The sequence below is a fragment of the Paenibacillus sp. YIM B09110 genome (assembly GCF_037167145.1).
In the GTDB taxonomy this organism is placed as follows: domain Bacteria; phylum Bacillota; class Bacilli; order Paenibacillales; family Paenibacillaceae; genus Pristimantibacillus.
Map to the genome: position 1 here is coordinate 23,672 of NZ_JBANSP010000006.1, position 21,891 is coordinate 45,562.

19 protein-coding genes are annotated in these 21,891 nt (G+C 50.8%); 10 read left to right on the plus strand and 9 right to left on the minus strand.

Going from position 1 to position 21,891, the window contains the following annotated elements; translation table 11 throughout:
- Positions 1-155: 155 nt before the first annotated feature.
- Positions 156-719, plus strand: a complete 564-nt coding sequence (locus V8F51_RS10985; RefSeq protein WP_337100262.1) for a guanylate kinase — start codon at positions 156-158, stop codon at positions 717-719.
- Positions 720-808: 89 nt separating this feature from the next.
- Here V8F51_RS10985 and fumC read toward each other — a convergent pair whose 3' ends face one another.
- The 4 genes from fumC to V8F51_RS11005 all read right to left on the minus strand — a co-directional run bounded on the left by fumC (position 809) and on the right by V8F51_RS11005 (position 4,331).
- Positions 809-2,194, minus strand: a complete 1,386-nt coding sequence (fumC, locus tag V8F51_RS10990; RefSeq protein WP_337100263.1) for a class II fumarate hydratase — start codon at positions 2,192-2,194, stop codon at positions 809-811.
- A gap of 100 nt (positions 2,195-2,294) precedes the next feature.
- Entirely contained in the window at positions 2,295-3,164 is an 870-nt protein-coding gene (locus tag V8F51_RS10995) for a glycoside hydrolase family 43 protein (RefSeq protein WP_337100264.1), read from the minus strand.
- 89 nt (positions 3,165-3,253) lie between these two features.
- Positions 3,254-3,922, minus strand: a complete 669-nt coding sequence (locus tag V8F51_RS11000) for a bifunctional 2-keto-4-hydroxyglutarate aldolase/2-keto-3-deoxy-6-phosphogluconate aldolase (protein ID WP_307475582.1) — start codon at positions 3,920-3,922, stop codon at positions 3,254-3,256.
- A gap of 85 nt (positions 3,923-4,007) precedes the next feature.
- On the minus strand, positions 4,008-4,331 hold the full coding sequence (locus tag V8F51_RS11005; RefSeq protein ID WP_337100265.1) for a Dabb family protein: 324 nt from the start codon (positions 4,329-4,331) through the stop codon (positions 4,008-4,010).
- A gap of 206 nt (positions 4,332-4,537) precedes the next feature.
- Between V8F51_RS11005 and V8F51_RS11010 the strand changes: the two genes are divergently transcribed.
- Entirely contained in the window at positions 4,538-5,632 is a 1,095-nt protein-coding gene (locus V8F51_RS11010; protein ID WP_337100266.1) for a winged helix DNA-binding domain-containing protein, read from the plus strand.
- Here V8F51_RS11010 and V8F51_RS11015 read toward each other — a convergent pair.
- Positions 5,627-6,844 (minus strand): DUF418 domain-containing protein, encoded by a 1,218-nt coding sequence (locus tag V8F51_RS11015; RefSeq protein WP_337100267.1) that lies wholly within the window; start codon positions 6,842-6,844, stop codon positions 5,627-5,629. The genes V8F51_RS11010 and V8F51_RS11015 overlap by 6 nt on opposite strands.
- A 156-nt stretch (positions 6,845-7,000) precedes the next feature.
- Here V8F51_RS11015 and V8F51_RS11020 point away from each other — a divergent pair, with 156 nt between their 5' ends.
- From V8F51_RS11020 to V8F51_RS11030, 3 genes are all read left to right on the plus strand, one after another.
- Positions 7,001-7,750: a response regulator transcription factor gene (locus V8F51_RS11020; RefSeq protein ID WP_337100268.1), complete on the plus strand. Its 750-nt coding sequence runs from the start codon at positions 7,001-7,003 to the stop codon at positions 7,748-7,750.
- Complete coding sequence (locus V8F51_RS11025) at positions 7,747-9,495, plus strand: sensor histidine kinase (protein ID WP_337100269.1); 1,749 nt, start codon at positions 7,747-7,749, stop codon at positions 9,493-9,495. The genes V8F51_RS11020 and V8F51_RS11025 overlap by 4 nt, the downstream gene beginning before the upstream one ends.
- A 138-nt stretch (positions 9,496-9,633) precedes the next feature.
- On the plus strand, positions 9,634-10,317 hold the full coding sequence (locus V8F51_RS11030) for a class I SAM-dependent methyltransferase (RefSeq protein WP_337100270.1): 684 nt from the start codon (positions 9,634-9,636) through the stop codon (positions 10,315-10,317).
- Here V8F51_RS11030 and V8F51_RS11035 read toward each other — a convergent pair.
- Positions 10,289-11,524 carry a multidrug effflux MFS transporter gene (locus V8F51_RS11035; protein ID WP_337100271.1) on the minus strand — a complete coding sequence of 412 codons (1,236 nt, stop codon included), beginning with the start codon at positions 11,522-11,524 and terminating at the stop codon, positions 10,289-10,291. The two genes, V8F51_RS11030 and V8F51_RS11035, sit on opposite strands and share 29 nt — an antisense overlap.
- A gap of 160 nt (positions 11,525-11,684) precedes the next feature.
- Between V8F51_RS11035 and V8F51_RS11040 the strand changes: the two genes are divergently transcribed.
- Positions 11,685-12,023 (plus strand): hypothetical protein, encoded by a 339-nt coding sequence (locus tag V8F51_RS11040; protein WP_337100272.1) that lies wholly within the window; start codon positions 11,685-11,687, stop codon positions 12,021-12,023.
- Positions 12,024-12,195: 172 nt separating this feature from the next.
- On the opposite strand, the gene V8F51_RS11045 is transcribed toward V8F51_RS11040, so the two are convergent.
- Positions 12,196-12,411, minus strand: a complete 216-nt coding sequence (locus V8F51_RS11045) for a hypothetical protein (RefSeq protein ID WP_337100273.1) — start codon at positions 12,409-12,411, stop codon at positions 12,196-12,198.
- Positions 12,412-12,584: 173 nt separating this feature from the next.
- The gene (locus tag V8F51_RS11050) at positions 12,585-13,184 is read right to left on the minus strand and encodes an MSMEG_1061 family FMN-dependent PPOX-type flavoprotein (RefSeq protein ID WP_337100274.1); all 600 of its coding nucleotides are present in this window, start codon (positions 13,182-13,184) and stop codon (positions 12,585-12,587) included.
- A 219-nt stretch (positions 13,185-13,403) separates the two neighbouring features.
- Between V8F51_RS11050 and V8F51_RS11055 the strand changes: the two genes are divergently transcribed.
- The 4 genes from V8F51_RS11055 to pstA all read left to right on the plus strand — a co-directional run bounded on the left by V8F51_RS11055 (position 13,404) and on the right by pstA (position 17,670).
- Entirely contained in the window at positions 13,404-14,819 is a 1,416-nt protein-coding gene (locus V8F51_RS11055) for a hypothetical protein (protein WP_337100275.1), read from the plus strand.
- Positions 14,820-14,838: 19 nt separating this feature from the next.
- The gene (locus V8F51_RS11060) at positions 14,839-15,690 is read left to right on the plus strand and encodes a phosphate ABC transporter substrate-binding protein (RefSeq protein ID WP_337100276.1); all 852 of its coding nucleotides are present in this window, start codon (positions 14,839-14,841) and stop codon (positions 15,688-15,690) included.
- A gap of 97 nt (positions 15,691-15,787) precedes the next feature.
- Positions 15,788-16,753 (plus strand): phosphate ABC transporter permease subunit PstC, encoded by a 966-nt coding sequence (gene pstC / locus V8F51_RS11065; protein ID WP_337100277.1) that lies wholly within the window; start codon positions 15,788-15,790, stop codon positions 16,751-16,753.
- Positions 16,750-17,670 carry a phosphate ABC transporter permease PstA gene (pstA, locus tag V8F51_RS11070; protein WP_337100278.1) on the plus strand — a complete coding sequence of 307 codons (921 nt, stop codon included), beginning with the start codon at positions 16,750-16,752 and terminating at the stop codon, positions 17,668-17,670. The genes pstC and pstA overlap by 4 nt, the downstream gene beginning before the upstream one ends.
- Before the next feature lie 99 nt (positions 17,671-17,769).
- On the opposite strand, the gene V8F51_RS11075 is transcribed toward pstA, so the two are convergent.
- Positions 17,770-21,624: a fibronectin type III domain-containing protein gene (locus V8F51_RS11075; protein ID WP_337100279.1), complete on the minus strand. Its 3,855-nt coding sequence runs from the start codon at positions 21,622-21,624 to the stop codon at positions 17,770-17,772.
- Positions 21,625-21,891 lie beyond the last annotated feature (267 nt).

Below are 21,891 nucleotides of genomic sequence, written 5' to 3' on the forward strand. Positions count from 1 at the left end.
TTTCGTTATTGGAATGAAGCTGCTGCTTGCTATGCAACCATTCGTATCATACCATAATCGGACACGATCTTCACTTCGAAATGGATGTTGCCGTTCCTATCATCGCCACTGCCCGAGATGCCGATATAAAAGGTATATGAGAGGAGTGATTCTGCATGAATAACCCCTATCTGTTCATCTTCACAGGCACAAGCGGCTCCGGGCGCAAGACGTCCGCACACCGCGCGCTTCAAGGCAGCGGCATCGTCCATATCCCTTCCTTCACTGACCGTCCGCCGCGCAATAAAGAGCGCCCTGATGCCGACTACCGCTACGTAACCGAGGAGCAGTTCGATAGCTTGTACCATAATGATTTTTTCGCGGAATTTGTTCGCATCGATCATCACCGCTACGGCATCGGCAGACGCGACCTCGATCAAGCGATGAACAGCGGCAAGAGCGTCTACATTATTCTGAACAGCGAAGGCACTGAACGGATTCGCAGCCTGTATGGCGAACGCGCCGTACGCATCTTCATTTATACGGATAAGCAAACCGTATCCGAACGTCTCGAGAGCAAGGGAACTAGCTTCGAGATCATGGACAACTATTTGAGCCACTACACGGAAGAAGTGGCTTACCGCAAGCATTGCGAGCACATTATTGAAAATATGACGATTGATCGAACCGTCGAGCAAATAAAAACGATTGTGAACAGTTATCTGGGCTCGAAATCGTGACGTTTTGGGATCATGGTACGGACACAAGAAAGCCGGGTGCAGACTCCTTATGGAGCAGTACCCGGCTTCTTTTTGTACAAGGCTATGCGTTAGCGCTTGCCGATCATATTCTCAGGACGAACGAATTCGTCGAATTGCTCAGACGTCAGCAGGCCGCTTGCAATAGCGGACTCCTTCAGCGTAAGGCCTTTCTTGTGGGCGTTCTTCGCAATTGCAGCCGCATTCTCATAGCCGATATGCGGGTTGAGCGCGGTTACGAGCATGAGCGATTGATCCAAGTTGCGCTTGATAACCGCTTCGTTCGGCTCAATGCCCACCGCGCAGTTGTCGTTGAACGATACCATGGCATCAGCCATAAGCGCGACCGATTGCAGGAAGTTATAAATGATGACCGGCTTGAACACGTTGAGCTCGAAGTTGCCTTGGCTTGCCGCCATGCCGATCGCCGTATCGTTGCCGATGACTTGGCATACAGCCATTGTAATCGCTTCGCTTTGGGTAGGATTAACTTTGCCCGGCATGATCGAGCTGCCTGGCTCGTTCTCAGGAATAACGATTTCGCCGATGCCGCAACGCGGGCCGCTTGCCAGCCAGCGAACATCGTTCGCAATCTTCATGAGGTCAGCCGAAAGCGCCTTGATCGCACCGTGCGTGTACACGATTTGGTCATGGCTTGTAAGCGAGTGGAACTTGTTGGCTGCCGTAATGAAGGTTTTGCCTGTCAAAGCCGTTACTTCTTCTGCTACCGCTACCGCGTAGTCCGGATGCGCATTAAGACCAGTACCTACTGCCGTACCGCCGAGCGCCAAGTCGCGCATCGTTTCTACGCTTTGCACGAGCATCGCGCGCGTACGGTCAAGCATCGAATACCAGCCGCTAATTTCTTGGCCGAGCGTAATTGGCGTCGCATCTTGCAGATGCGTACGGCCGATTTTCACCAAATCAGCGAACTTCTCCGACTTCGCGCGAAGCGTTCCGTTCAGCAGGTCAAGCGCAGGCAAGAGGCGATCTTCAAGCGCGATAACGCCGGCAATATGCATCGCTGCAGGGAATGTATCATTAGAGCTTTGGGAGCGGTTTACGTCGTCATTCGGGTGAATGCGAGCTTCGCTGCCTCTCTCCTGAAGAATTTGGTTGGCGCGGTTCGCAACAACCTCATTCACGTTCATGTTCGTTTGCGTGCCGCTGCCGGTCTGCCATACGACGAGCGGGAAATGCTCATCCCATTTGCCAGCCAATACTTCGTCAACCGCTTCGCCGATAACAGCAGCTTTCTCTGCATCGAGTACGCCTAGCTTATTGTTGGCAAACGCGGAAGCTTTCTTAATAATAGCCATCGCATAGACGACTTCGATCGGCATGCGCTCTCCGCTGATTTTAAAGTTTTGCAGGCTGCGTTGCGTTTGTGCGCCCCATAGCTTGTCTGCAGGAACTTTAATCTCACCCATTGTGTCCTTCTCAATCCGATAATCCATTCGCCTAACGACTCCTTCTGATCTATGATTGGTCTCTCTTAAACAGTCCTGTTTCTGTTATAACGCTATTCGCCGTCAGAAGCAAGCTTGCCAGCGCTGTTTAGCTCCGTTGCAGCCTGCCATCCTTCGTGGTCATAGGGATAAATACAGCCCTTTCCTCCGTCAGCTTGTTAGGAGCATGAATGGACAACATCAGTTGCCCCTCGAACGTGCGGAACAGCATGCCGTGACCGCCGTCCTCCGCGAATAAAGGCGTTTCGTCCTGCAGCCATGGCCCTTCAATCGTTCCCGATTCCGAACGGGCAATGCCAATCGCATAGCCGGTCTTCGAGCCGCTGGACCAAAGCATGTGCAGCTCCCCATTCTCCGTATGGTACAAGTATGGACCGTCCGTCACATAGTTCAAGGAGTCCTTGCCCGCGGCAGACCATGGCGCCTGCGAAGCCGTGAACAGCAAGATCGGTTCGCCAGCCGCCTCCCGGAGATCGTCCGTCAGCGGTATCGCACACATTTTGCCATCCTGAACCTGAATCCATTCATGACAGAACACCATCCACGGTTTGTTGTCTGCGTCCACGTAAAGCGTGCCATCTAGACACTCCCAATCCTCCGGCGTGACCGGCTTGTCCGTCAACGTGCGGAACGGTCCAAGCGGATGCTCAGCGACGAGCACCTGCGTACCGCGGCAGCGATCCTCCGACTTGAAAGAAGCGAACATATAATAACGGTCATTGTACGCATAGACCTCCGGCGCCCAAAAATTCCGGTCCGCCCAAAAACCCGACTCTGGACGAAACGCCTCGAAAGGTCCTTCCCAGTTATCCAGATCTCTGCTGCTGTAGACGTCGAAGCCCGTACCCGGGCCGCCCCATGTATTGAGATCGGTCGAACCGTACATATAATACAAACCATCGTCTTGAATAGGCAATATAAAAGGATCCCGAATTCGGATTTGCTCACGTTTCAACATGACGTAATTCTCCTCTTCATCTATATATGTATACAAAAGCGCCACTCGGAGTTTGTTGCCCCTATGGCGCTTATTATTTCTATTTGCTGCTAAAGACCTTTCGCTTCGCGATAAGCGGCAATATAGGCCGCTGCCTTCTTCTCGATCAGCGAGAAGTCGCCCGTCTTCACTGCATCCTTCGTCAAGTCAGAGCCAATACCTACCGCAACAGCTCCGGCCTTGATCCAGTCCTTCAGATTATCCAGCGATACGCCGCCCGTTGGCATAATGTTCGCTTGCGGCAGCGGTCCTTTGATGGATGGGATGACGCTTGGAGAGTAGAGGTTGCCCGGGAACAGCTTCACCACGTCAACACCCAGCTCAAGCGCGCTTTGAATTTCGTGAATCGTCATTGTGCCAGGCATAACGGGAATCGCATAACGGTTGCAAAGCTTAATAGTGTCCGGGTTCAACGCCGGCGCAACCACGTATTCGGCGCCTGCCAATATCGCTGCGCGAGCCGTCTCCGGATCAAGCACTGTGCCCACGCCAATAATAGCGAAGTTATCCGCATCAGGCGATACATCGCTCGAGTATTCCTTCGATAATTGCTCAATTGCGCGGAGCGCGAATGGAACGGTCATCGTAATCTCAATCGCTTTAATGCCGCCTTTGATTGCACGACGCGCCATTTCTGCTACTTCCTCTGGGGAGTCTGCGCGCAATACGGCTACAACACCCGCTTCTGTAAGCTGCTGCAGCACCTTAAGCTTCTTCATCCTGTTAGCCCCTTTTCCCTTTGTGTTCCTATTTGTTCGAAAATGTTCGTTCTATTGCCCATTATAGGCGGTTTAGAGCAATTCTTCAATCTTTGTTCGGTTTCATATAATCGATTTCCAAAAACTTCTCCACTTCTGTTGCCCAGCGTTCTTGAACGAATTGCTGGTGAAGCGGATGCTCGTTGTACGCCTCATAATCTGCCTGACTCGCGAACTCCATCGCGAAGCCGTAATCATAGTCGTTTTTCACGCTAACCTGGTTATAGACGCGGAAGCCCGAGACAACTGGAATCGAAGTCAATATGCGTTCCCCATCCGCTAGAAACTTGCTTGCCGCCTCCGAACCTTTCTCATGCTTCAAACTAAAAATAACCGAATGCAATATCCACTGCTTATTCGTTTCCGACATCGATATCTCTCCTCTAATCTAGCTAAATTATAGTTTTAAAATACCATAAATAGGCTGGTGAGGGCTAGTTTCGCGCAGAATGAATATGCGGCCACGCAACTTACGCAAATTTTCGAATAAACGCTGACAGACAGTTGTCAGGGTTCAGCAGCTATAATCAAGACAATTCTAGTAAAATCCGAAACTTCGAATAGAGGTGATAGGCAATGAGGACACTCACTAAGCGAGAACTGAACCGCGCGCTGCTCGCTAGGCAGATGCTGCTGCAACGGGAGAGCATCACTCCGCTCGAAGCCATCAAGCGGCTTGTCGCCATTCAAGCGCAGGCGCAAGACCCGCCGTATTACGCGCTGTGGACGCGGCTTGAGAGCTTCAAGCAGAAGCAGCTGTCGCAATTGCTGCTCGACCGCCAAGTCGTACGCATCGCGCTTCACCGCTCCACGATCCATCTCGTCACTGCGGAAGACTGTCTCTCCTTCCGCACCATTCTGCAGCCGATGCTGGAGCGTTGCCTTCACAACGCGATCCGCAGCGGCCTTACCGGCGAGCAGCGCCGGGAGCTTCTCTTCTGTGCGCGTACGCTCACTGAAGAGAAGCCGCGAACGCTCGACGAGCTCGGCAGGCTCCTCGCCGAGAAGCTGCCCGGCTACGCCAATGCGGATCTGGCTAACGCCGCCCGCAATCTGCTTCCGCTCGTGCAGGTGACGCCGCGCGGCATATGGGGCGCCGGCGGCCAAGCATGCCACACGACTGCCGAAGCATGGCTCGGCAAGCCGCTTGCAACAGAAGCAGCGCCGGACGACATGCTCCGGCGCTACCTATCTGCTTATGGCCCTGCCTCCATCAAGGATATGCAAGTATGGTCGGGCATGAGCAAGCTCAAAGAAACGATTGAGCGCATGCGTCCCACCTTGCGCACTTTCCGCGACGAGCAAGGCGTGGAGTTGTTCGACGTGCCGGATGCGCCGCTGCCTGACGGAGACACTCCCGCTCCGCCGCGCTTCTTATCCGAATTCGACAACATGCTGCTCTCCTACGCCGACCGCAGCCGCATTATGGACGATTCGCACAAACCGCTCGTCTTCACGGTCAACGGCATTATCCGCTCCACCTTCCTCATCGACGGCTTCGTTCGAGGACTATGGAAGCTGGAGCAGCGCAAAGGCGAAGCTACCTTGAGCATCCGACCATTCGAGCCGATCGGCTCGGAGGAGGAACGGTCCGCGCTCGCCCTAGAAGGCGAAAAACTTCTCAAATTCGCAGCCGGGGACGATTGCTCGCACCGTATCCTTTTCCTATAACTGCACGCTCTGCTCCTGCTCGCCGCCAGCCGGTCTTCCTGCTGTCCGCGCTTTGCCGCTGAGCGTCAAATACGTCCACATCCGCAGAACCCGTTCCAGTGGACCATTCCCCAGCCGCCGCAGCATGAATCTTGTTGCGACAGCCTGCAAACTATAGATCAACAACGCAAGCAGCAAGCCGCCCGGCACGCCGATATCGCCAAACCAGCCTAACCCATAACCATAAAATATCGACGTGCAAATGACGGTCTGCATAATATAATTCGTCATCGACATCCGCCCAATGCCCTCGAAGGCCGATACGACGATATTGCCCTTAGCCAACGATCCAAGCACGGCCGCCATCGTAAAGATGTATCCTAAAGCAAGCAGCAACCCGCCTATCATTATAACCGCGTAACTCCATGACGTTGACATCTGCCAAACCGCGAATGCCTTCAATGCCAATCCAATCGGGACGAACAAGAGGGCACGCTTTGCATTCGTATTGCGCTCACGCAATGGATTGTGGAACCATTGCTTACGAGCGGCCGCGATGCCGAATAAGAACATCGGCAGCAGCATGAGCGGCGTAATGACAACGGATACCAAGATGACGCCTAACGGCAATCCAAGCGGATCTTCATTCAGCCGAAAATCCATAATTTCCGCATGGCTCCCTCCCCCATATACGGCAATCGACCGTTCCACGTATTCGCTCATTCGGGCAATTCCTTCCGCCGTCTCTTCCTCCGGCACGAGACCCGTCAACAGCATCAACGAGCATAATACCATTCCCCAAATGACAAGCGTCTTGACCTTCCGATTTACGAACAGAAGCAAGACAAACCCAGTAACCCCATACGCGAGCAGAATGTCGCCTTCCCACAAAAACAAACTATGCAGCAAGCCGAATCCAATCAGCAGCAGAAAACGTCTGACAAGCGGAGCCCCCGGCCGCAGCCCTCTCTGAACCAAGCCCTCTCTCAGCTTGAACAAGCTGTATCCGAACAAAAACATAAAGATCGGCATGAAGCTGCCTTCCACGAAGACCGTCAACAGCTTATGCATCCATATATCCAGTCCTGATGGATCGAAGTGCTCCATTTCATCATTGCCGTAAATCCCATACTGAAAAATAAGCATGTTCGAAATCAAAATTCCAAGCAAACTAAACCCGCGGATCGTATCGATTATTCGTACGCGATTTCCCGTTTCCAACCTATCGTTCATCCTCTCATCACCTCGATCCAATCGTAATCCATCCTTTTGAACATGAAACAAACAACACCGAAACATCACCTTAATTTTTCCAAAACCGTTCAACTCCCGTTAAGGTTTATATGCTAGCATGAAAGTATACAGCTTACTAAAAGGCGGGATTTCCTTATGTACCAGCATCGAATTGTAATCGTCGATGACGAGCTCTCCATTGTGAAAATGATCCAGCTTGTGCTTCAAAAAGAAGGCTTCCAGCAGATTCATACGGCCAGCAGCTGTGCGGAGGCGCTCGGTACGCTCGCCCGCCATGGAGCGGATATCGTGCTGCTCGACATTATGCTGCCGGACGGCAGCGGCCTTGAGCTTTGCTCGAAAATCCGAGCTTTCGGCAACCCTCATATTTTGTTCATGACGGCCAAAGCATCCGATCTTGATATATTAACAGGCTTCGCGATGGGTGGCGACGATTATATTACGAAACCATTCAACCCGCTGGAGATTGCGGCCCGTATTAAAGCAAGGCTGCGGCGACTCGACGAAATGAACGCGCTCAGCCCTTTGCCGAGAGATCTGCCACTGCACACGCCCCACTCCACAGCTCCGCCTGTCTATCGCTATGGCCGGTTCCAATTAAGCGAAGCTGCCGGCGAGCTGCTTATCGACGGCACCTCGGTTCCCTGTCCCGCGCAGGAATTTCAACTGCTTCTGCACTTCTGCAAGCATCCGGGCATCGTTTTCTCGAAGGCGCAGCTTTATGAAACGGTTTGGGGAATGGACGGACTAGGGGACGACAATACTGTCATGGTGCATATCCGCCGCCTTCGCGAGCGCATTGAGCTTGATCCGAGCATACCTACTCATCTGCTAACCGTTCGCGGACTCGGCTATAAATTAACAAAAGAGCAGGCCTCCATATGAAGGTCAGACGACGGATGGCCTTTCACTTCACCTATCAGCTGCTCATTAATTCAGTGTTCCTGCTCATAGCCGTGCTCGTCATTTTCATGATTCTATACAATCAGTTTTCCAACAACGAGATTAAACGCAACTTTCCTTCCGGCGCGCTTGATTCCATTGTCTCCGAAACTTATTACGAAGAAAGCGTCGTGACGCTTCCCGCCCATTGGAAAAGCTTCATCACCGAGCATCAGGTTTGGCTGCAGGTCGTGGATGAGAACGGGAAAGTGGTTTATGCATGGAATACAGAGGCTCAGCAGCCTACCTCCTATTCAGCCGCTGAACTGCTGACGATATCGGACACGGGAAGATATGAGCATTTTGCGGTAGAGACCCAATTCGATCTTACTTATTCGTCTCCTATTCTGTTCTTGCTTGGCTACGAAACCGAACAGCTGGAGCTGTTGAAGGGATGGTTCGACCTCTATCAGAAGGACGGGCTAGTCGCCGAAGAGAATCTGCCTGACTTGCATGCCGAGCTGCTGCAATCCGGCAGTACCTTAACGATTATCGATCGTTTGGGCAAAATCATTCAAAAGATCGGCGAGTCTCGGACCGACTCCGATGTCCAAAGCTATGCGCCGCTCGAAGTGCTCGCCATGCGCCAATCGCCAGGCGAATACGACGCCGCGATTACCGTCTATCAGCATGACGATCAATCGCCGACATGGATTGTCCATGCCCCGATAGAGCCGGGAACGATCAAGCATCAGCCCGTCATGCAGGAAATCATTCGTTTATTAATTGGGATCGGCATCGCTTTTCTTTTACTCTCCATCGGCATTACGACGTGGCACGGCTACCGTTACGGTCAACCGCTCATCATGTTCACCGGATGGTTCGAGCGCATGGAGCAAGGACACTACGAGGAAGTATTGACGGATCGTGACCGGCGACGGGTATTTCGCAAGAACGGAAAACTGCGAATGCGTTACCGCCTGTATAGAGAGGTCATCGGATCCTTCTATCGGATGGCCGAGAAGCTGGCACAGACGGAGAAAGACCGTGCCGAACTGGAGCAAACGCGCGAGGAATGGATGAGCGGCATTTCCCATGACTTGCGCACGCCGCTTGCTACCATCCAAGGCTATGGCTATATACTAGAAAGCCCCTCCTCTGACTGGAATCAAGAGGAGCTCCGCGAGATGGGACGCATGATTCGCGAGAAAGGCGACTACATGCTGGAGCTTGTGACCGATTTCTCTCACGTATACCAGTTAAAGCATCATTCGAATGCCGTGGAGCGGCATGAATTGGAGCTTGGGGAGCTAATCCGCAGAGCCGTGCTTAAGTATGTCAATGACGCAACATTGACGGGATACGAGTTCATTTATGAAGACGACGAGCTGCCAATTCCGATTAGCGGCAATGCCACTTGGCTGAACCGCCTCTTGGATAACCTATTGTCGAATGCGGTGAAGCATAATCGTCCGGGCACAACGATCACCGTTACGACGGGAATGATTAATGACGAGCCATTTATTAAAGTAGCGGACAATGGACAAGGAATGGACGAAGAAACGAGCCGCAAGCTGTTTGATCGTTATTATCGAGGTACGAATACCGATCAATCGTCCGCAGGCTCCGGTCTTGGCATGAGCATTGCGAAGATGATTGTAGAAGCCCATCACGGACGTATTGAGGTGCGGTCAGCGCGTGGCAGCGGCACGGAAATCGGCATTTTTTTCACGGATGTAACGAAATAAGAGCCCCTTAGAGGGCTCTTACTTGTTATTAACGGCGGGATATAGGTACAACCTATAAACAATATAAGTTTTATATATTTCCGCAAATATTGCTCCTTGTGTAGTATAAGGCTTAACCATTACAAGGGAGGCATAAACATGAATCCAATCGTGAAACAGCAATTCGACGCCGTGGCGCAGCAATATGACCAACAGAGGCGCCAGCTAATTCCGTGCTTCGACGACTTCTATGGCACGGCGGTTCAATGGTTAGAGCTTAATACGCCGCAGCCGCGCATCATCGATCTCGGCGCAGGCACTGGCCTGCTGTCCGCCTTCATCCTGGCGAAGTACCCGCAGGCCCATGTGACCTTAATCGACTTCAGCGAGCAAATGTTAGACCAGGCGCGGCGAAGACTCGCCGCCTATGAGAATATAACCTATATAGCGGCGGATTACTTGAACTACCCTTATGAGCAGGCAGGAAGCTACGATGCGGTCGTATCCTCCCTGTCCATCCATCATTTGACCCATCCAGACAAAAGATCACTGTTCCAAACGATATTCCACCTGCTGAAGGACGGAGGCCTCTTCGTTAACGCCGATCAAGCCGAAGGCTTGACCCCATCCATCGATCAACGCTACATGGAGCTATGGAAGCAAGCCATTCACGCTACCGATCTTCCGCTTGATGCGATCGAAGCCTCTATCGAGCGGCGAAAGCAAGACATAAATGCCAAGGCATCCGATCAGATCAACTGGTTGCTTGCTGCAGGTTTCTCGAATGTCGATGCCGTTTATCGGTATCATGAGTTTAATGTGTTTTTCGCGCAGAAGGCTTAACTGTTTCTGCTGCTAGGAAGCGGAAGCAACTGAAGGCAACAACGACAAGGCTTGCAATGACAATAACGAGCGGCAATGCCGTATCGTTCCCGCCAATACCTACGAGCGGAGCTGCCAAGCCGCCGATAATGAAGCTAAGCATGCCAAGCAGTGCCGAGGCGCTTCCCGCGGATTGCCCTTGGCTTTGCAAGGCGAGCGAGGTCGTTGTCGTCGATACGAGCCCTACGCTTGAAACAAGTAAGAAGAACCCTGGAATAATCAAACTCAGACCAGCATCTGTCCATATAGCTAACAGAAGCAATACCGCTCCGGCCGCTGTCAATGTAAGTCCGCTTGCCAGCAGCTTGCGCGCAGCCACACGGCCAGCGAGCCTCCCCGCTATTTGGCTGGCGATAATAATGCCCGCGCCGTTCATTCCGAAGATGAGACTGTACGTGCGCGACGACACGCCGAACAACTCCTGCAGCACGAAAGGCGAACCCGAGATATATGCGAACATAGCCGCCATGACGAACCCTTGCGTTAGCGCATACCCCATGAACACGCGGTCGCCGGCGAGACGGCGGAAGGTCGACAGCGTGCCCCGAATGCCTCCGCTAGAGCGCCGATTCACCGGCAGCGTTTCCTTGAGACCGAACAAAACAGCTAATAGCATGAGCGTGCCAAGCACGCCTAATATAGCGAATACACCTCTCCAAGACGTAAAGACGAGTACCTCAGCACCAACAATCGGCGCTAATATCGGTGCAGCACCATTGATAAGCATCAACAGCGCAAAAAACTTCGTTAACTCCACGCCGGAATACAAATCTCGTACACTCGCCCTTGATATAACGATGCCTGCCGCGCCTGCAAGTCCCTGAATGAACCGAAGACCGACGAACACCCATATATTGGGCGCGAAGAAACAAAGAGCCGAGACAATTGCATATACAGCTATGCCTACAATTAGTGGCAAACGGCGGCCCCTAACATCGCTGATCGGCCCCGCGATTAACTGCCCTAGCGCAAGTCCCAGCATACATGCGGTTAAGCTGAGCTGTGTCGCGGAAGTCGTCGAGCCAAGTTCCTCCGCAAGTGCCGGCAACGCCGGAAGATACATATCCAGCGACAACGGACCTATCGCCGCTAACGAGCCAAGCACTATGGCGATCCACAATCGGCTGCCTCGCCGCGCAGGCACTGCTATTGATTCGGTATGATTCATGAATTAATCCCCTCATTCCCCTGCCTTAAAAACTGTTATTCATGTTATCACTGAGGGCAAAACGATTCAACGAAAACTTTTTGTTAAATGACTTGCAACTCCTATAATTCCGAGTATAATACTAGGTAAAGATACATGACAATGATTGGAGCGGTTAACGATGGCGAATTCGGCGAAAGAAATAGCAACGAAATGGGTAGACGACTATCTAGATCTATATAACTTTGCAACCCAGATCGGCGACGCCGAATGGCAGCATGACATTCTTCAGGCGCTGCGCGCCAAAGACAACCATATCAATCTTGAGATCGAACATGGCTTACGTGTAGACTTATGGCTTCGGTTCGATGCAATCAATCGCAAAATGTTAGATATATACGAGCAGCTTCGGAGAAATCAGGACGAGGCGGAACAGCGTCAGCTTCGGGAGAAGGTGTGGGAGTTCAAGCTTCAACGCGTTATGATCGCCAGCAAGCTGAAAACCTTGAACGCATTTTAGCATCTAAATTAGGTGTAGAAATAAAAAAAAGCGTCGGCATGCAGCGGTCTGCTCTGCCAAACGATTCGCGGTTGTTGCACTTTCGTAACTTGTGGCATGCGGATATCCGCTCTGCCGTTATGGATAGGTACTACTTCGAGCTATGAATGGCCAGATTCATAGTTCGATAAGATTACATCGATACTTGCTCCATATTGCGCATCATGTTCATCATCATCGTCGACATTTCGTCGCACTCTTGCATCTTCATCATCATCATGTTCATATCCATGCCGTCCATCATGTTCATTTCCATCATCATGTCCATCATCATCTTCATGGACTTCATCTTGCACATCATTTCGTCCATGCACATGTTCATCATCATTTGCATCGCCATTTTTTCCATCGTCTTTCACCTCCCTTATTTTTTCCACATATTGAAGATACTACAGTATCGCGAAAACCACAATACTTATTCGAAAATTTCTGTTGCCTTGGATGATTCAAGTATGGTATAAATAAGTTTTGTGCTTTTAATCCATATTTCTCCGCTTGGATTTATGGCCTTGCTCGGGAAAGCTAATCTTTCCCGATGACATAACCATTCAGCTGAATATGAGCCTCGAACATTTCCTTCGTACTCGGCCTCTCCTCACGCGGCAGCCACGTTTCGGCATCCCATACTTTCGAAAATTTCAACGCGCGCGGACAATGCACAAAACACTCCTCAACTTCCACTTTAACGAGAAATAATGGCGACCGGCCGTTAAGCTGCATGCTCTCCATAAGCGAGTGATTGCGTATAATCGTCGCCTTCCCGTTAATCCGCAGCACCTCTTCCATCCCCGGCAAAATACAAATCATGCCCAGTCTCGGATTCGCGAACAGATTAAGCATCGAATCAATCCGTCTATTTCCCAGCCGTTCCGGAAATACGAGCGTCTTCTCGTCCAACACTTTAATGAAACCAGGCTCATCGCCGCGCGGCGACACATCGCATAGCCCTTCTCCGCTCGCAGTCCCCAGAAAGAACAACGGACACTTTGCCAAATATCCTCGGATATGGTCATCGATAACGGATACCGTCTTCTTCACGACTGCCTCATGCGGCTTTCCTACGATTTCCTGCAGCTGCTCTAAGGAATGAATAACCTCGTCCTCTAAAGGATTGTAGTTCATGCTGTCTTCTTCCTCTCTTCATCTTTTCTTCCAATAGATGTTTCCCTATTGTAACAAAACCCTGTCGCGTACAACAGCTCATGCTAATCTATCTGCCTTTACAAATACTAAACGATTTCAAAATAATGGGATAATAATTGATTGCTATGATCCATATGAAATCGAATCAGTAGTCGATTAGACCCATACCACTTAACGATGAGAAAGGTGACCGATTCCATGCAAATGAAAAAAGTGCTGGCTGTCTCCATGCTGGCGGCAACTCTCGGCGCAACCGCCGTCAACCCTGTTTTTGCCCAAACTCCGGTCAAGCAGGAAGCAGTCCAATTCAGCCAAACGACATTCCTCGTGAATGCCAATCCCGCCGTTCTCCGTACGATCCAAGCTTCAGGCACGACGCTCGTATCCGTACGCGATTTCGCAAAGGCTGTTGGCGCAACGCTGAAGCCGGCTGACGCTTCTGTAACACTCACACTGGAAGGCAAGTCGGTGTATGTTAATCCGGGCGCAGGAATCATTGCCGCTAGCAGCACGTCGCCTGCTCTTTCTTCGGATGTGAAGACGGTCAACTACACGATATTCGCAGATCCTTCCGCATTGGTTGAAGCGCTTGGCGGTACATATGAGGGGGATGCCGTTGCCCCTGTAATCGCAACAGTTGAGCAGCTAGCCTTCGTAGAGCACGCTGTATGGGCAGGAGGTTCTCGCCTGATTGTATCGAACAGCTCGGAGAACGGCCGCGAGGATTACCTTGTGAATGCCGTTAACGGCAAGTATGAGCTGCTGCTCTCTTCCGCTAGCACTTCGGATCTTGTTGTTTCGCCGAACGGACAAAACGTTGCTTACACAGATGCTAATGGCGCTGTGTATGTAATCGACCTGAACAGCAAAGAATCCAAGCAAGTAAGCACGGACAGCTCGATCAAGAACGAGCTGCAATGGTCGCAAGACGGAACCGCGCTCTTCTTCCTTCAAGGCGACAAAAACTCGGTCATCGCCAAATTGAATCTTGCCGATGGCGCCGTATCCAAAGTGCTCGAGGACAAAGTCGATTACAAAGCAAACCTCGACGTATCCGCAGACGGCAAGAAATTCGCTTTTACCGTTAACAAGCAACCGAAAGTAACCGCAGACAGCAATGTCGATGTCGCTCTGGACGATGTGGCCATCGATGCTGCCGGAACGGAAGCGCAAGTCTACTTCTACAACGCGGCGGCGGCAGACAACAAGCCGGTGCAACTGACTAAGGACACGGACGACAAAGTGTTCATCGAGCTTTCGGCTGACGGCTCCAAAGTTTACTACGTAAGCGTAACGGCTGACGATGCAAGTATTGGCAAAGCAGCATCCGTCTCCACTGCCGGCACAGACGCTGCTTCGACCAGCGTATTCGCGCAAAAGGATGTTTATCAGCTCGCACAAGGTGCCGACAGACTGTACTTACTGACATCGAACGATGATTCGTCGAATGCGGTTTACGAGGTCGATGCATTAATCGGCGGAAACAACCTGCTGGCAGCAATATCGGACAGCGTTTCCGAAATCATCGTATCGCGTCACGGACACCTCGCAGCTTTGATCGACGGCCAGCTTGCCGTATCGGTTAACGGCCAATGGAAAAACATTACTCAATAATTAATGGAGGGATATTTCAATGAAATGGTTTAAATCACTTACAATCGCCGTACTCGCAACCGTCATCGGCTTCAGCTCGCTGACGGCCGTGCATGCGGCAAGCAAGCTTAGCGGGAAGATCGTCATCAACGGGTCATCCGCCCTGCTGCCTCTCACGCTTCAGGCGGCTAACGAATTCAAGAAGCTTCACCCGAAAGTAAAAATCTCCGCATCGGCAGCTGGTTCGATTACCGGACCGCAAGCGGTTCGCAAAGGAATCGCACAAATCGGAGCGGTAGACTGGGACGCTTCGAAAGACGTACCGGGCTTCAAAAAATTCGAAGGCCAAGTCGCTCATAAAGTAGCCATCATTCCTTTCGCAGCCGTCGTGAACAAAAACGTAACGGCGACGAACCTGACGACGAAGCAGCTGCAAGGCATTTTCTCCGGCAAAATCAAGAACTGGAAAGAAGTTGGCGGCAAGGACGCCGACATTATCGTTGTCAACCGTACGTTCGGTTCCGGCACTCGCGTTAACTTCCAAGACAAAGCATTGCAAGGCACGGATTTCATGACTAAAGGCGACAATTATAAAGAAGTGAAAACAAGCGGCGATATGAAGACGGCTATCGAGACGACGCCTAATGCTATTGGTTACATGGACCTTGCTTATGTTACGGACAAAATGATCGCTGTAAAAATCAACGATATCGCGCCAACGGAAGCTAACGTCATCAACGGCAAATACAAGGTGTGGGGCTACGGCTACTACATGACGAAAGGCGAGCCTACTGGCGCTACCAAAGAATTCATTAAATACGTACAAAGCACGAAGTTCCAGAACGGATCGCTTAAAAAGCTGAAGTTCATCCCGATCTCGGCTATGAAATAAACAATACCCGAAGGAATGGAACGACACGAAGAGAGCGGCTGGCAGGCGCATGAGAGCGCCTCGCCCGCCGCTCTTTTAGAGAGAGGAGACCTTTACTATGCTAGATTCGACTTCCGCCGCCGGCAAAGCGCCGCTTCATGCCGAGCTTGGCCGTACGCTGCTGGCAGGCAGCGGCAAGAAATTCGACCGCCGCTCGCGCTTGTTCGCGATGAACCGCATGTTCCGTTACTTATGCATCGCGGCTGCCGCTTTCGTATGTCTGATTCTTTTTCTGATTCTATTCCTTATGTTTCGCACCGGCGTTCTAACGTTCAACCATATCTCGTTCGCCGACTTCTTCTTCTCTACCGATTGGGCGCCCGAGAACGAGCAATACGGCGGCCTTGTATTCATCTTCGGCACCTTCGCTTTAACGGCGCTTACGCTGTTGATCGCCGTTCCGCTGTCGCTAATGATCGCGATCTTCCTGTCGGTATTCGTCCCGCCATGGCTGAAAAACGCGCTTCGCCCGATACTCGACCTGCTGGTCGGCATTCCATCGGTCGTCTACGGCTATCTTGGGTTAACCGTCCTTATTCCGCTTATCCGTACCGTAACAGGCACAGGCATGGGCGATGGACTGCTCGCCGCGGCACTCGTACTCACGATCATGGTGCTCCCGACCGTCAGCCGTATTAGCGACGACGCTATTAGCGCCGTGCCTGCCAAATTCAGCGACGCCTCCTACGCGCTCGGCGCCACTAGATTCCAGACGGTATGGAAGGTTTTGCTGCCATCAGCCAAAAGCGGCATTATGTATGCCGTCATTCTCGGAATGGCGCGCGCCGTCGGCGAGACGATGGCCGTCGTTATGGTTATCGGCAATACGCCGCAGCTCGCGGACAGTCTGCTCAAGCCGACCTCCGTCTTAACGAGCAATATCGTGATGCAAATATCGAACGTTCCTTTTGACTCGACATGGAACTATGCTTTGTATTTGATGGGCTTCCTGCTGCTGCTCATTTCACTTCTAATGATCGTAGCCGTTCGCTGGCTGCAACGGAGAGGAGCTCGCATTTCATGAAAAATCATATGAGTGCCGGTGCTGGCGCGGCTGCTGCCGCTAATCCGTTCCGCCGCAACAACAAAGGGCTTAACCGGATCAACGACCGTCTGTTCTCCGGTGTGATCTGGACCGCAGGCGTCCTTATTATCGCATTTATCTTCGGACTGCTATATTTGATCCTGCAGGACGGTCTCCCGAAGCTGACGTGGGATTTCCTGTTCGGCCTCCCAAGCGAGATCGATGAAGGCGGCGGCATTGGCCCTACCTTGCTCAATTCCTTTTACATTCTGTTCCTGTCACTGCTTATCTCCATTCCGCTCGGCATGGCCGCAGGCATCTACCTCGCCGAGTTCGCGCCGGACAATAAGCTCATCGCTTTCGTACGCGTATGCGTGGAAGGCCTTGCATCGGTACCCTCGATCATATTCGGCTTATTCGGTATCGCCCTGTTCGTCGAAATGTTCCAAATCGGACTCACGATACTCGGCGGCGCAATCAGCCTTGCCTTCCTCAACCTGCCCGTCCTGACGAGGGTGACAGAGGAATCGATCCGTGCCGTCCCTGCCGACCAGAAGAGCGCCTCCTTCGCGCTTGGCGCAACGCATCTGCAGACGATCACGCGCGCGCTTATCCCCGCCGCGCTGAACGGCATCATCACCGGTATCTGCCTCGTCGCCGGCCGCGCCTTCGGCGAGAGCGCGGTTATCATCCTCACCGCCGGCGTAACGACCTCCGGCGAAATGTGGGACTTCAGCCTGTTCTCCCCGGGCGAGACGCTTGCCGTCCACCTGTGGTACGTACAGTCGGAAGCCATCGTATCCGACGCGCAAGAAATTGCGCAGAAAGCAGCCGCCGTGCTCGTCTTCGTCGTGCTGCTCATTAATCTACTGTTCCGCATCCCGCTTTGGCTGAACAGCCGCAAAACGCGGAGCTAGCGCGAGAATTCAATATACGCAACAAGGGCTGCACCGTTTGGTCTGTTTCAGACCATTTGGCGTAGCCCTTGTTAACGTTAATACTATACTAGTAAACGATTAACGATTCGTCTTTACACTCAAAGCAGTGGAAGAACCTTCATAAAGCCCCTCTTCTACTCTCAGTCTAAATTTGTAGCTCGTGTAGGACGTTAGACCATCCACCGTAGCCGTTACGCTATCAGTCGATAATTCGATAGAAACAGCTTCAACCCAATCTTGACCGTTACCCACATACTCGATATACACTTTTCCGGCCCCAGTTACTGGCTTCCATTTAAAGCTCGCGGAATTGGATGTCTTGCCCGTAGAAGCAAATCCAGATATCGCAAGCGACTTCGTCCTTACTTCTACTTCATTCGATTCGCCGTCATTACCCCCGCCTGTAACAACTAAGCGATAAGCATAACCCGTGTTAGGTGTCAGTCCCCTAATCGTTACAGAATTCGCGGATACCGAGAGCTTAATGCCAGCTACCGGTTCCCATCCTCCGCCAACATTTTGCTGCAGCCCGATTGCAGTCGCTTTGGAAGCTGCATCCCAAGCCAACGTTACACTGTTTGTCGTCGAAGAGCTTTCCCTTAACGAATCGATTGGCACAATCTTTGTACTCTCTTCTGCAATGTTCGAATTACCAGCGTTCTGACCGCCAGTTACCGTAATACGGAAATCGTAATCCGTACCTGCTGCAAGTCCCGTAACGACCGCGCTGCTGTCGCCCGGCAATAAAGGCGATGCTACTTTTGCGGTCGTCCAAGACTTGCCGTTCAGCGATTGTTGAATAACTACCTTTTTAGCTCCGATTGCTGCCGTCCAATTCAACGCAACCTTGCTTCCCGTAGTCTCCCCTTCATCTACCGAAAGATCTGACAACGGCAATGGAATCGTTGTGACCGTTACGCTATTGGACGGGCCTTCATTTTGACCGCCGACAACATTCAAACGGAAATAATATTTCGTTGTCGGAGTCAGTTCTCTAACCGTTGCACTTGTTGCTGTTGGATTAATGCTGTCTGTTATAGCCGTTGTCCAATCTTTGCCGTTAGTTGACTGTTCAATGGTCAACGTAGTAGCTCCGATTGGCAGCGACCACTTAAACTCAGCCGATTCTGCCTTTAGATTCGTTCTGCCCGTGCTTGCGAAAGATTTCAAAGGAACAGGCTTCGTTACGCCCGCTGCCGTATTGGAAGTTCCCGCATTAGCGCCTTCAGCTACTTGAAGTCGGAATTGATACTCTGTATTAGGAAGCAAGCCTTTTACGGTTGCCGTTTTAGCGGTTCCGGATACTTTAAGCGCTTGTTCTTTCCATGCGCCGCCATTCGCCGAGTACTCGACATAAATGGTTTTCGCCCTAACTGCAGCTGGCCATGCCAGAACAGCCGTATTGGATGTCGTACTGCTCACTCTTAGATCCAATAAAGGAACGGATAATGTCGTCGAGCTCGCCACATTGGAGTTGCCCGCATTGCGCCCGCCTGTTGCGACGACTCTGAATTTATATACAGTACCCGACAGCAAACCAGTCACTGTCGCGTTTCCTGCATTCGGAGCTAACGTTCCCGTAACCGCATTTGTCCACGAAGTGCCGTTAAGCGATTGCTGTACGACTATACTCGTCGCCCCTACAGCAGGCGTCCAAGTCAATGCCGTACTATTGCCAGTAGCGCCAGATGCAGCCAAATCCATAACCGGCACTGGTGTAATCGGAACGCTCAAGATCGTCGAATATTGCGTCGACGTATAGGCCGTACCGCTCACACCTAATCGGAATTTATACGTTTTACCGGTTTCAAGATTATTAACCGTAGCCGACGTGCTTTCTGGAGTCAGACTTCCTGAAATCGATGAAGTTATCCAGTTTTTTCCGCTATCCACGGATTGTTGGATAATGATGTTCCCAGGCACATCTGATACGCTCCAATTGAACGTTGCAGTATCGTAAGTTTTAGTACCCAGAGTAAAGGAGTTGATTTTTCCCGCCTTCAGCTTCACCGATACCGTATTAGAAGCTCCCACGCTACTACCATTATGAACATATAACGCAAAGTAATAAGTTTTGTTCGTTGGAATATCCGTCAAAGTCAATAAATTACCGTTCGGATTATCCAAATAACCGATATCGTACCAATCGCGATTGTTATCGGAATATAGCAACGTTACAGATTCAGCATCGCTTACTGCTGTCCAACTCATCTGCACAGAATTAGCCGTTTGATTCACAATTTTCAAATCCTTGACCGGTTCGCCGATTCCTACTTCATCCCAAGCTTCCATAATAGCTTGCTTCACCAATTGACGCTGCGCAGAGTTCAATCCGCTGACCGAGCCGGCAGCGAGCAGATAAGCATTTTTCATATCTCGGAAGTCAGACGTTTCAACTAAATAATATTTAAGCGCCTGATAGGTAAGCTTGCCGAGCAAGCTTCGGCCTGAAAGCCCCTTTGCATTGAATTTCCCAGCCATTAGATACGCTGCATGATTCGGAATCCCGCTATTAATATGGACGCCGCCCCAATCTTCATCCTCTGTATCCTCTAATACTACGTAATCTTCCATATGTCCAGGCTGATCGTAAGTTTCCGGATCGACCATATCTCTGATTGTTAATCCTGTGTCTTCACCAATCAGCCAATCATCGTTATCAATAACAGCTGCCATAATATCAGAAATCGACTCGTTCAGCGCGCCGGATTGAAACCGGTACTCCAGACCTGCCGTAAACTCCGTAACGCCATGCGTCAGCTCGTGAGCGACGACATCTAATCCACACGATAAACAATCGAAGCCGCCGTTGGATGAGCCCGTCCCGTCTCCGTAAAACATGGCCTCGCCGTTCCAATAGGCATTGTCCATAATGTAGGCATTGCCTTCGTCATCAAAATCAGGCACATGAACAATTGAATATACATCCATTCCTGCACCGTCTATACTTTCGCGACCGTAGTTGGATTTATAAAAGTCATATACAAGATCCGCATTATAATGCGCGTCGACCGCATCCGCATCATAGGAATTGTCGAATATATTATTCGAGCTGTATATATCATCAAAGTATAAATATGTATCATCCCAATCAATAAGGTCAAGCGTATAAATATCGCCAACATGAGTCTGGTCCCACAAAATATATTGTCCATTATATGGCGTGGTGTTTAGCGGTTTGCTTTCTCCATCATTTCCGTACCCGGACCCTGTTGCGTGTTGAAGCTTATTGTACTTATCTATAACTTGGCCTGTATGTGCATCCACGTACCCAATCCAATTGCCGGCCGTAGGAAACATGAATATCATATTGACCTTATAAGCCAAATAACTTTTTCCTTTATAAGGATAAATAATGGTCGAGGCGGTCGGAGCGGACACTTGGTAGAATCCAGCCTTTGTCTCTAATTGAATTGCACCGCTTAGCCCGCTTTCCACATCTTTTTTGAATACGCTAATAGCTTCATCCGGTGTAAGTGTCGGTGAAGTATTCAGAGCAGATAGGCTCAAGCCATTATCCGATTTATCCTGAATGGCATAAATCTCATTCGCCTTATTCAGATTGATCTGCATATATCGTCCATAAACCGGTATTCCTCTATAGGATTGCTGTAGAACGTAGTGCTCTTGATCTAATGAATCCGTACCCTTGCGATCAATGATAAATTGTTTACCGCTCGCAACCAGGCCCTTACCGCTGCCTTGCGAATTAGCAAATTCCAGCACCGCTTGATCGCTATTCAAAGCGCCTAATTGGATGCCTTCCGAGAATTGTGTGGCAGGCAAATTAAGTTTTCCTGTTAAAGAAATAGCTTCTTTGCCGCCCGGCAGGGCAGCTTCTGCATCGTTCAAAGATGCGGCAAAAGCTTGTGATGCAGGGAAAACTAGAACCAAAACTAGCAATGCGGTTAACCAAGTTCGAAATCGTTTCATAACAAGCGGCTCCTCTATCAACATAAGATATAGTGCTAGTTCTTCATTCCTATCTATTTATGTATATCGGAGCTTAAGTCTAGGAATGATAGATAGCCTAACGAATATATCAAATAGCGAATAGAGATGTTGTCGAATGATGTCGTTAAAAAATATTTAGAGTACGTATGTGCCTTGCAGTACGATATAGTTATTATTAAGATCCAAGAAAGGGGTGGATTACCATGGAACAAAAACCTATTATCTCTCTCACCAAATCTAGTATGG

Excerpts from the sequence above, each read along its gene's own strand:
- V8F51_RS11025 (WP_337100269.1), top strand. The coding sequence starts at position 7,747 with ATGAAGGTCAGACGACGGATGGCCTTTCACTTCACCTATCAGCTGCTC.
- V8F51_RS11005 (WP_337100265.1), bottom strand. The coding sequence starts at position 4,331 with ATGTCGGAAACGAATAAGCAGTGGATATTGCATTCGGTTATTTTTAGT.
- V8F51_RS10985 (WP_337100262.1), top strand. The coding sequence starts at position 156 with ATGAATAACCCCTATCTGTTCATCTTCACAGGCACAAGCGGCTCCGGG.
- V8F51_RS11020 (WP_337100268.1), top strand. The coding sequence starts at position 7,001 with ATGTACCAGCATCGAATTGTAATCGTCGATGACGAGCTCTCCATTGTG.
- V8F51_RS11050 (WP_337100274.1), bottom strand. The coding sequence starts at position 13,184 with ATGAACTACAATCCTTTAGAGGACGAGGTTATTCATTCCTTAGAGCAG.
- V8F51_RS11055 (WP_337100275.1), top strand. The coding sequence starts at position 13,404 with ATGCAAATGAAAAAAGTGCTGGCTGTCTCCATGCTGGCGGCAACTCTC.
- V8F51_RS11060 (WP_337100276.1), top strand. The coding sequence starts at position 14,839 with ATGAAATGGTTTAAATCACTTACAATCGCCGTACTCGCAACCGTCATC.
- V8F51_RS11030 (WP_337100270.1), top strand. The coding sequence starts at position 9,634 with ATGAATCCAATCGTGAAACAGCAATTCGACGCCGTGGCGCAGCAATAT.
- fumC (WP_337100263.1), bottom strand. The coding sequence starts at position 2,194 with ATGGATTATCGGATTGAGAAGGACACAATGGGTGAGATTAAAGTTCCT.
- V8F51_RS11035 (WP_337100271.1), bottom strand. The coding sequence starts at position 11,524 with ATGAATCATACCGAATCAATAGCAGTGCCTGCGCGGCGAGGCAGCCGA.
- V8F51_RS11045 (WP_337100273.1), bottom strand. The coding sequence starts at position 12,411 with ATGGAAAAAATGGCGATGCAAATGATGATGAACATGTGCATGGACGAA.
- pstA (WP_337100278.1), top strand. The coding sequence starts at position 16,750 with ATGAAAAATCATATGAGTGCCGGTGCTGGCGCGGCTGCTGCCGCTAAT.
- V8F51_RS11040 (WP_337100272.1), top strand. The coding sequence starts at position 11,685 with ATGGCGAATTCGGCGAAAGAAATAGCAACGAAATGGGTAGACGACTAT.
- V8F51_RS10995 (WP_337100264.1), bottom strand. The coding sequence starts at position 3,164 with ATGTTGAAACGTGAGCAAATCCGAATTCGGGATCCTTTTATATTGCCT.
- V8F51_RS11000 (WP_307475582.1), bottom strand. The coding sequence starts at position 3,922 with ATGAAGAAGCTTAAGGTGCTGCAGCAGCTTACAGAAGCGGGTGTTGTA.
- V8F51_RS11010 (WP_337100266.1), top strand. The coding sequence starts at position 4,538 with ATGAGGACACTCACTAAGCGAGAACTGAACCGCGCGCTGCTCGCTAGG.
- V8F51_RS11015 (WP_337100267.1), bottom strand. The coding sequence starts at position 6,844 with ATGAACGATAGGTTGGAAACGGGAAATCGCGTACGAATAATCGATACG.
- V8F51_RS11075 (WP_337100279.1), bottom strand. The coding sequence starts at position 21,624 with ATGAAACGATTTCGAACTTGGTTAACCGCATTGCTAGTTTTGGTTCTA.
- pstC (WP_337100277.1), top strand. The coding sequence starts at position 15,788 with ATGCTAGATTCGACTTCCGCCGCCGGCAAAGCGCCGCTTCATGCCGAG.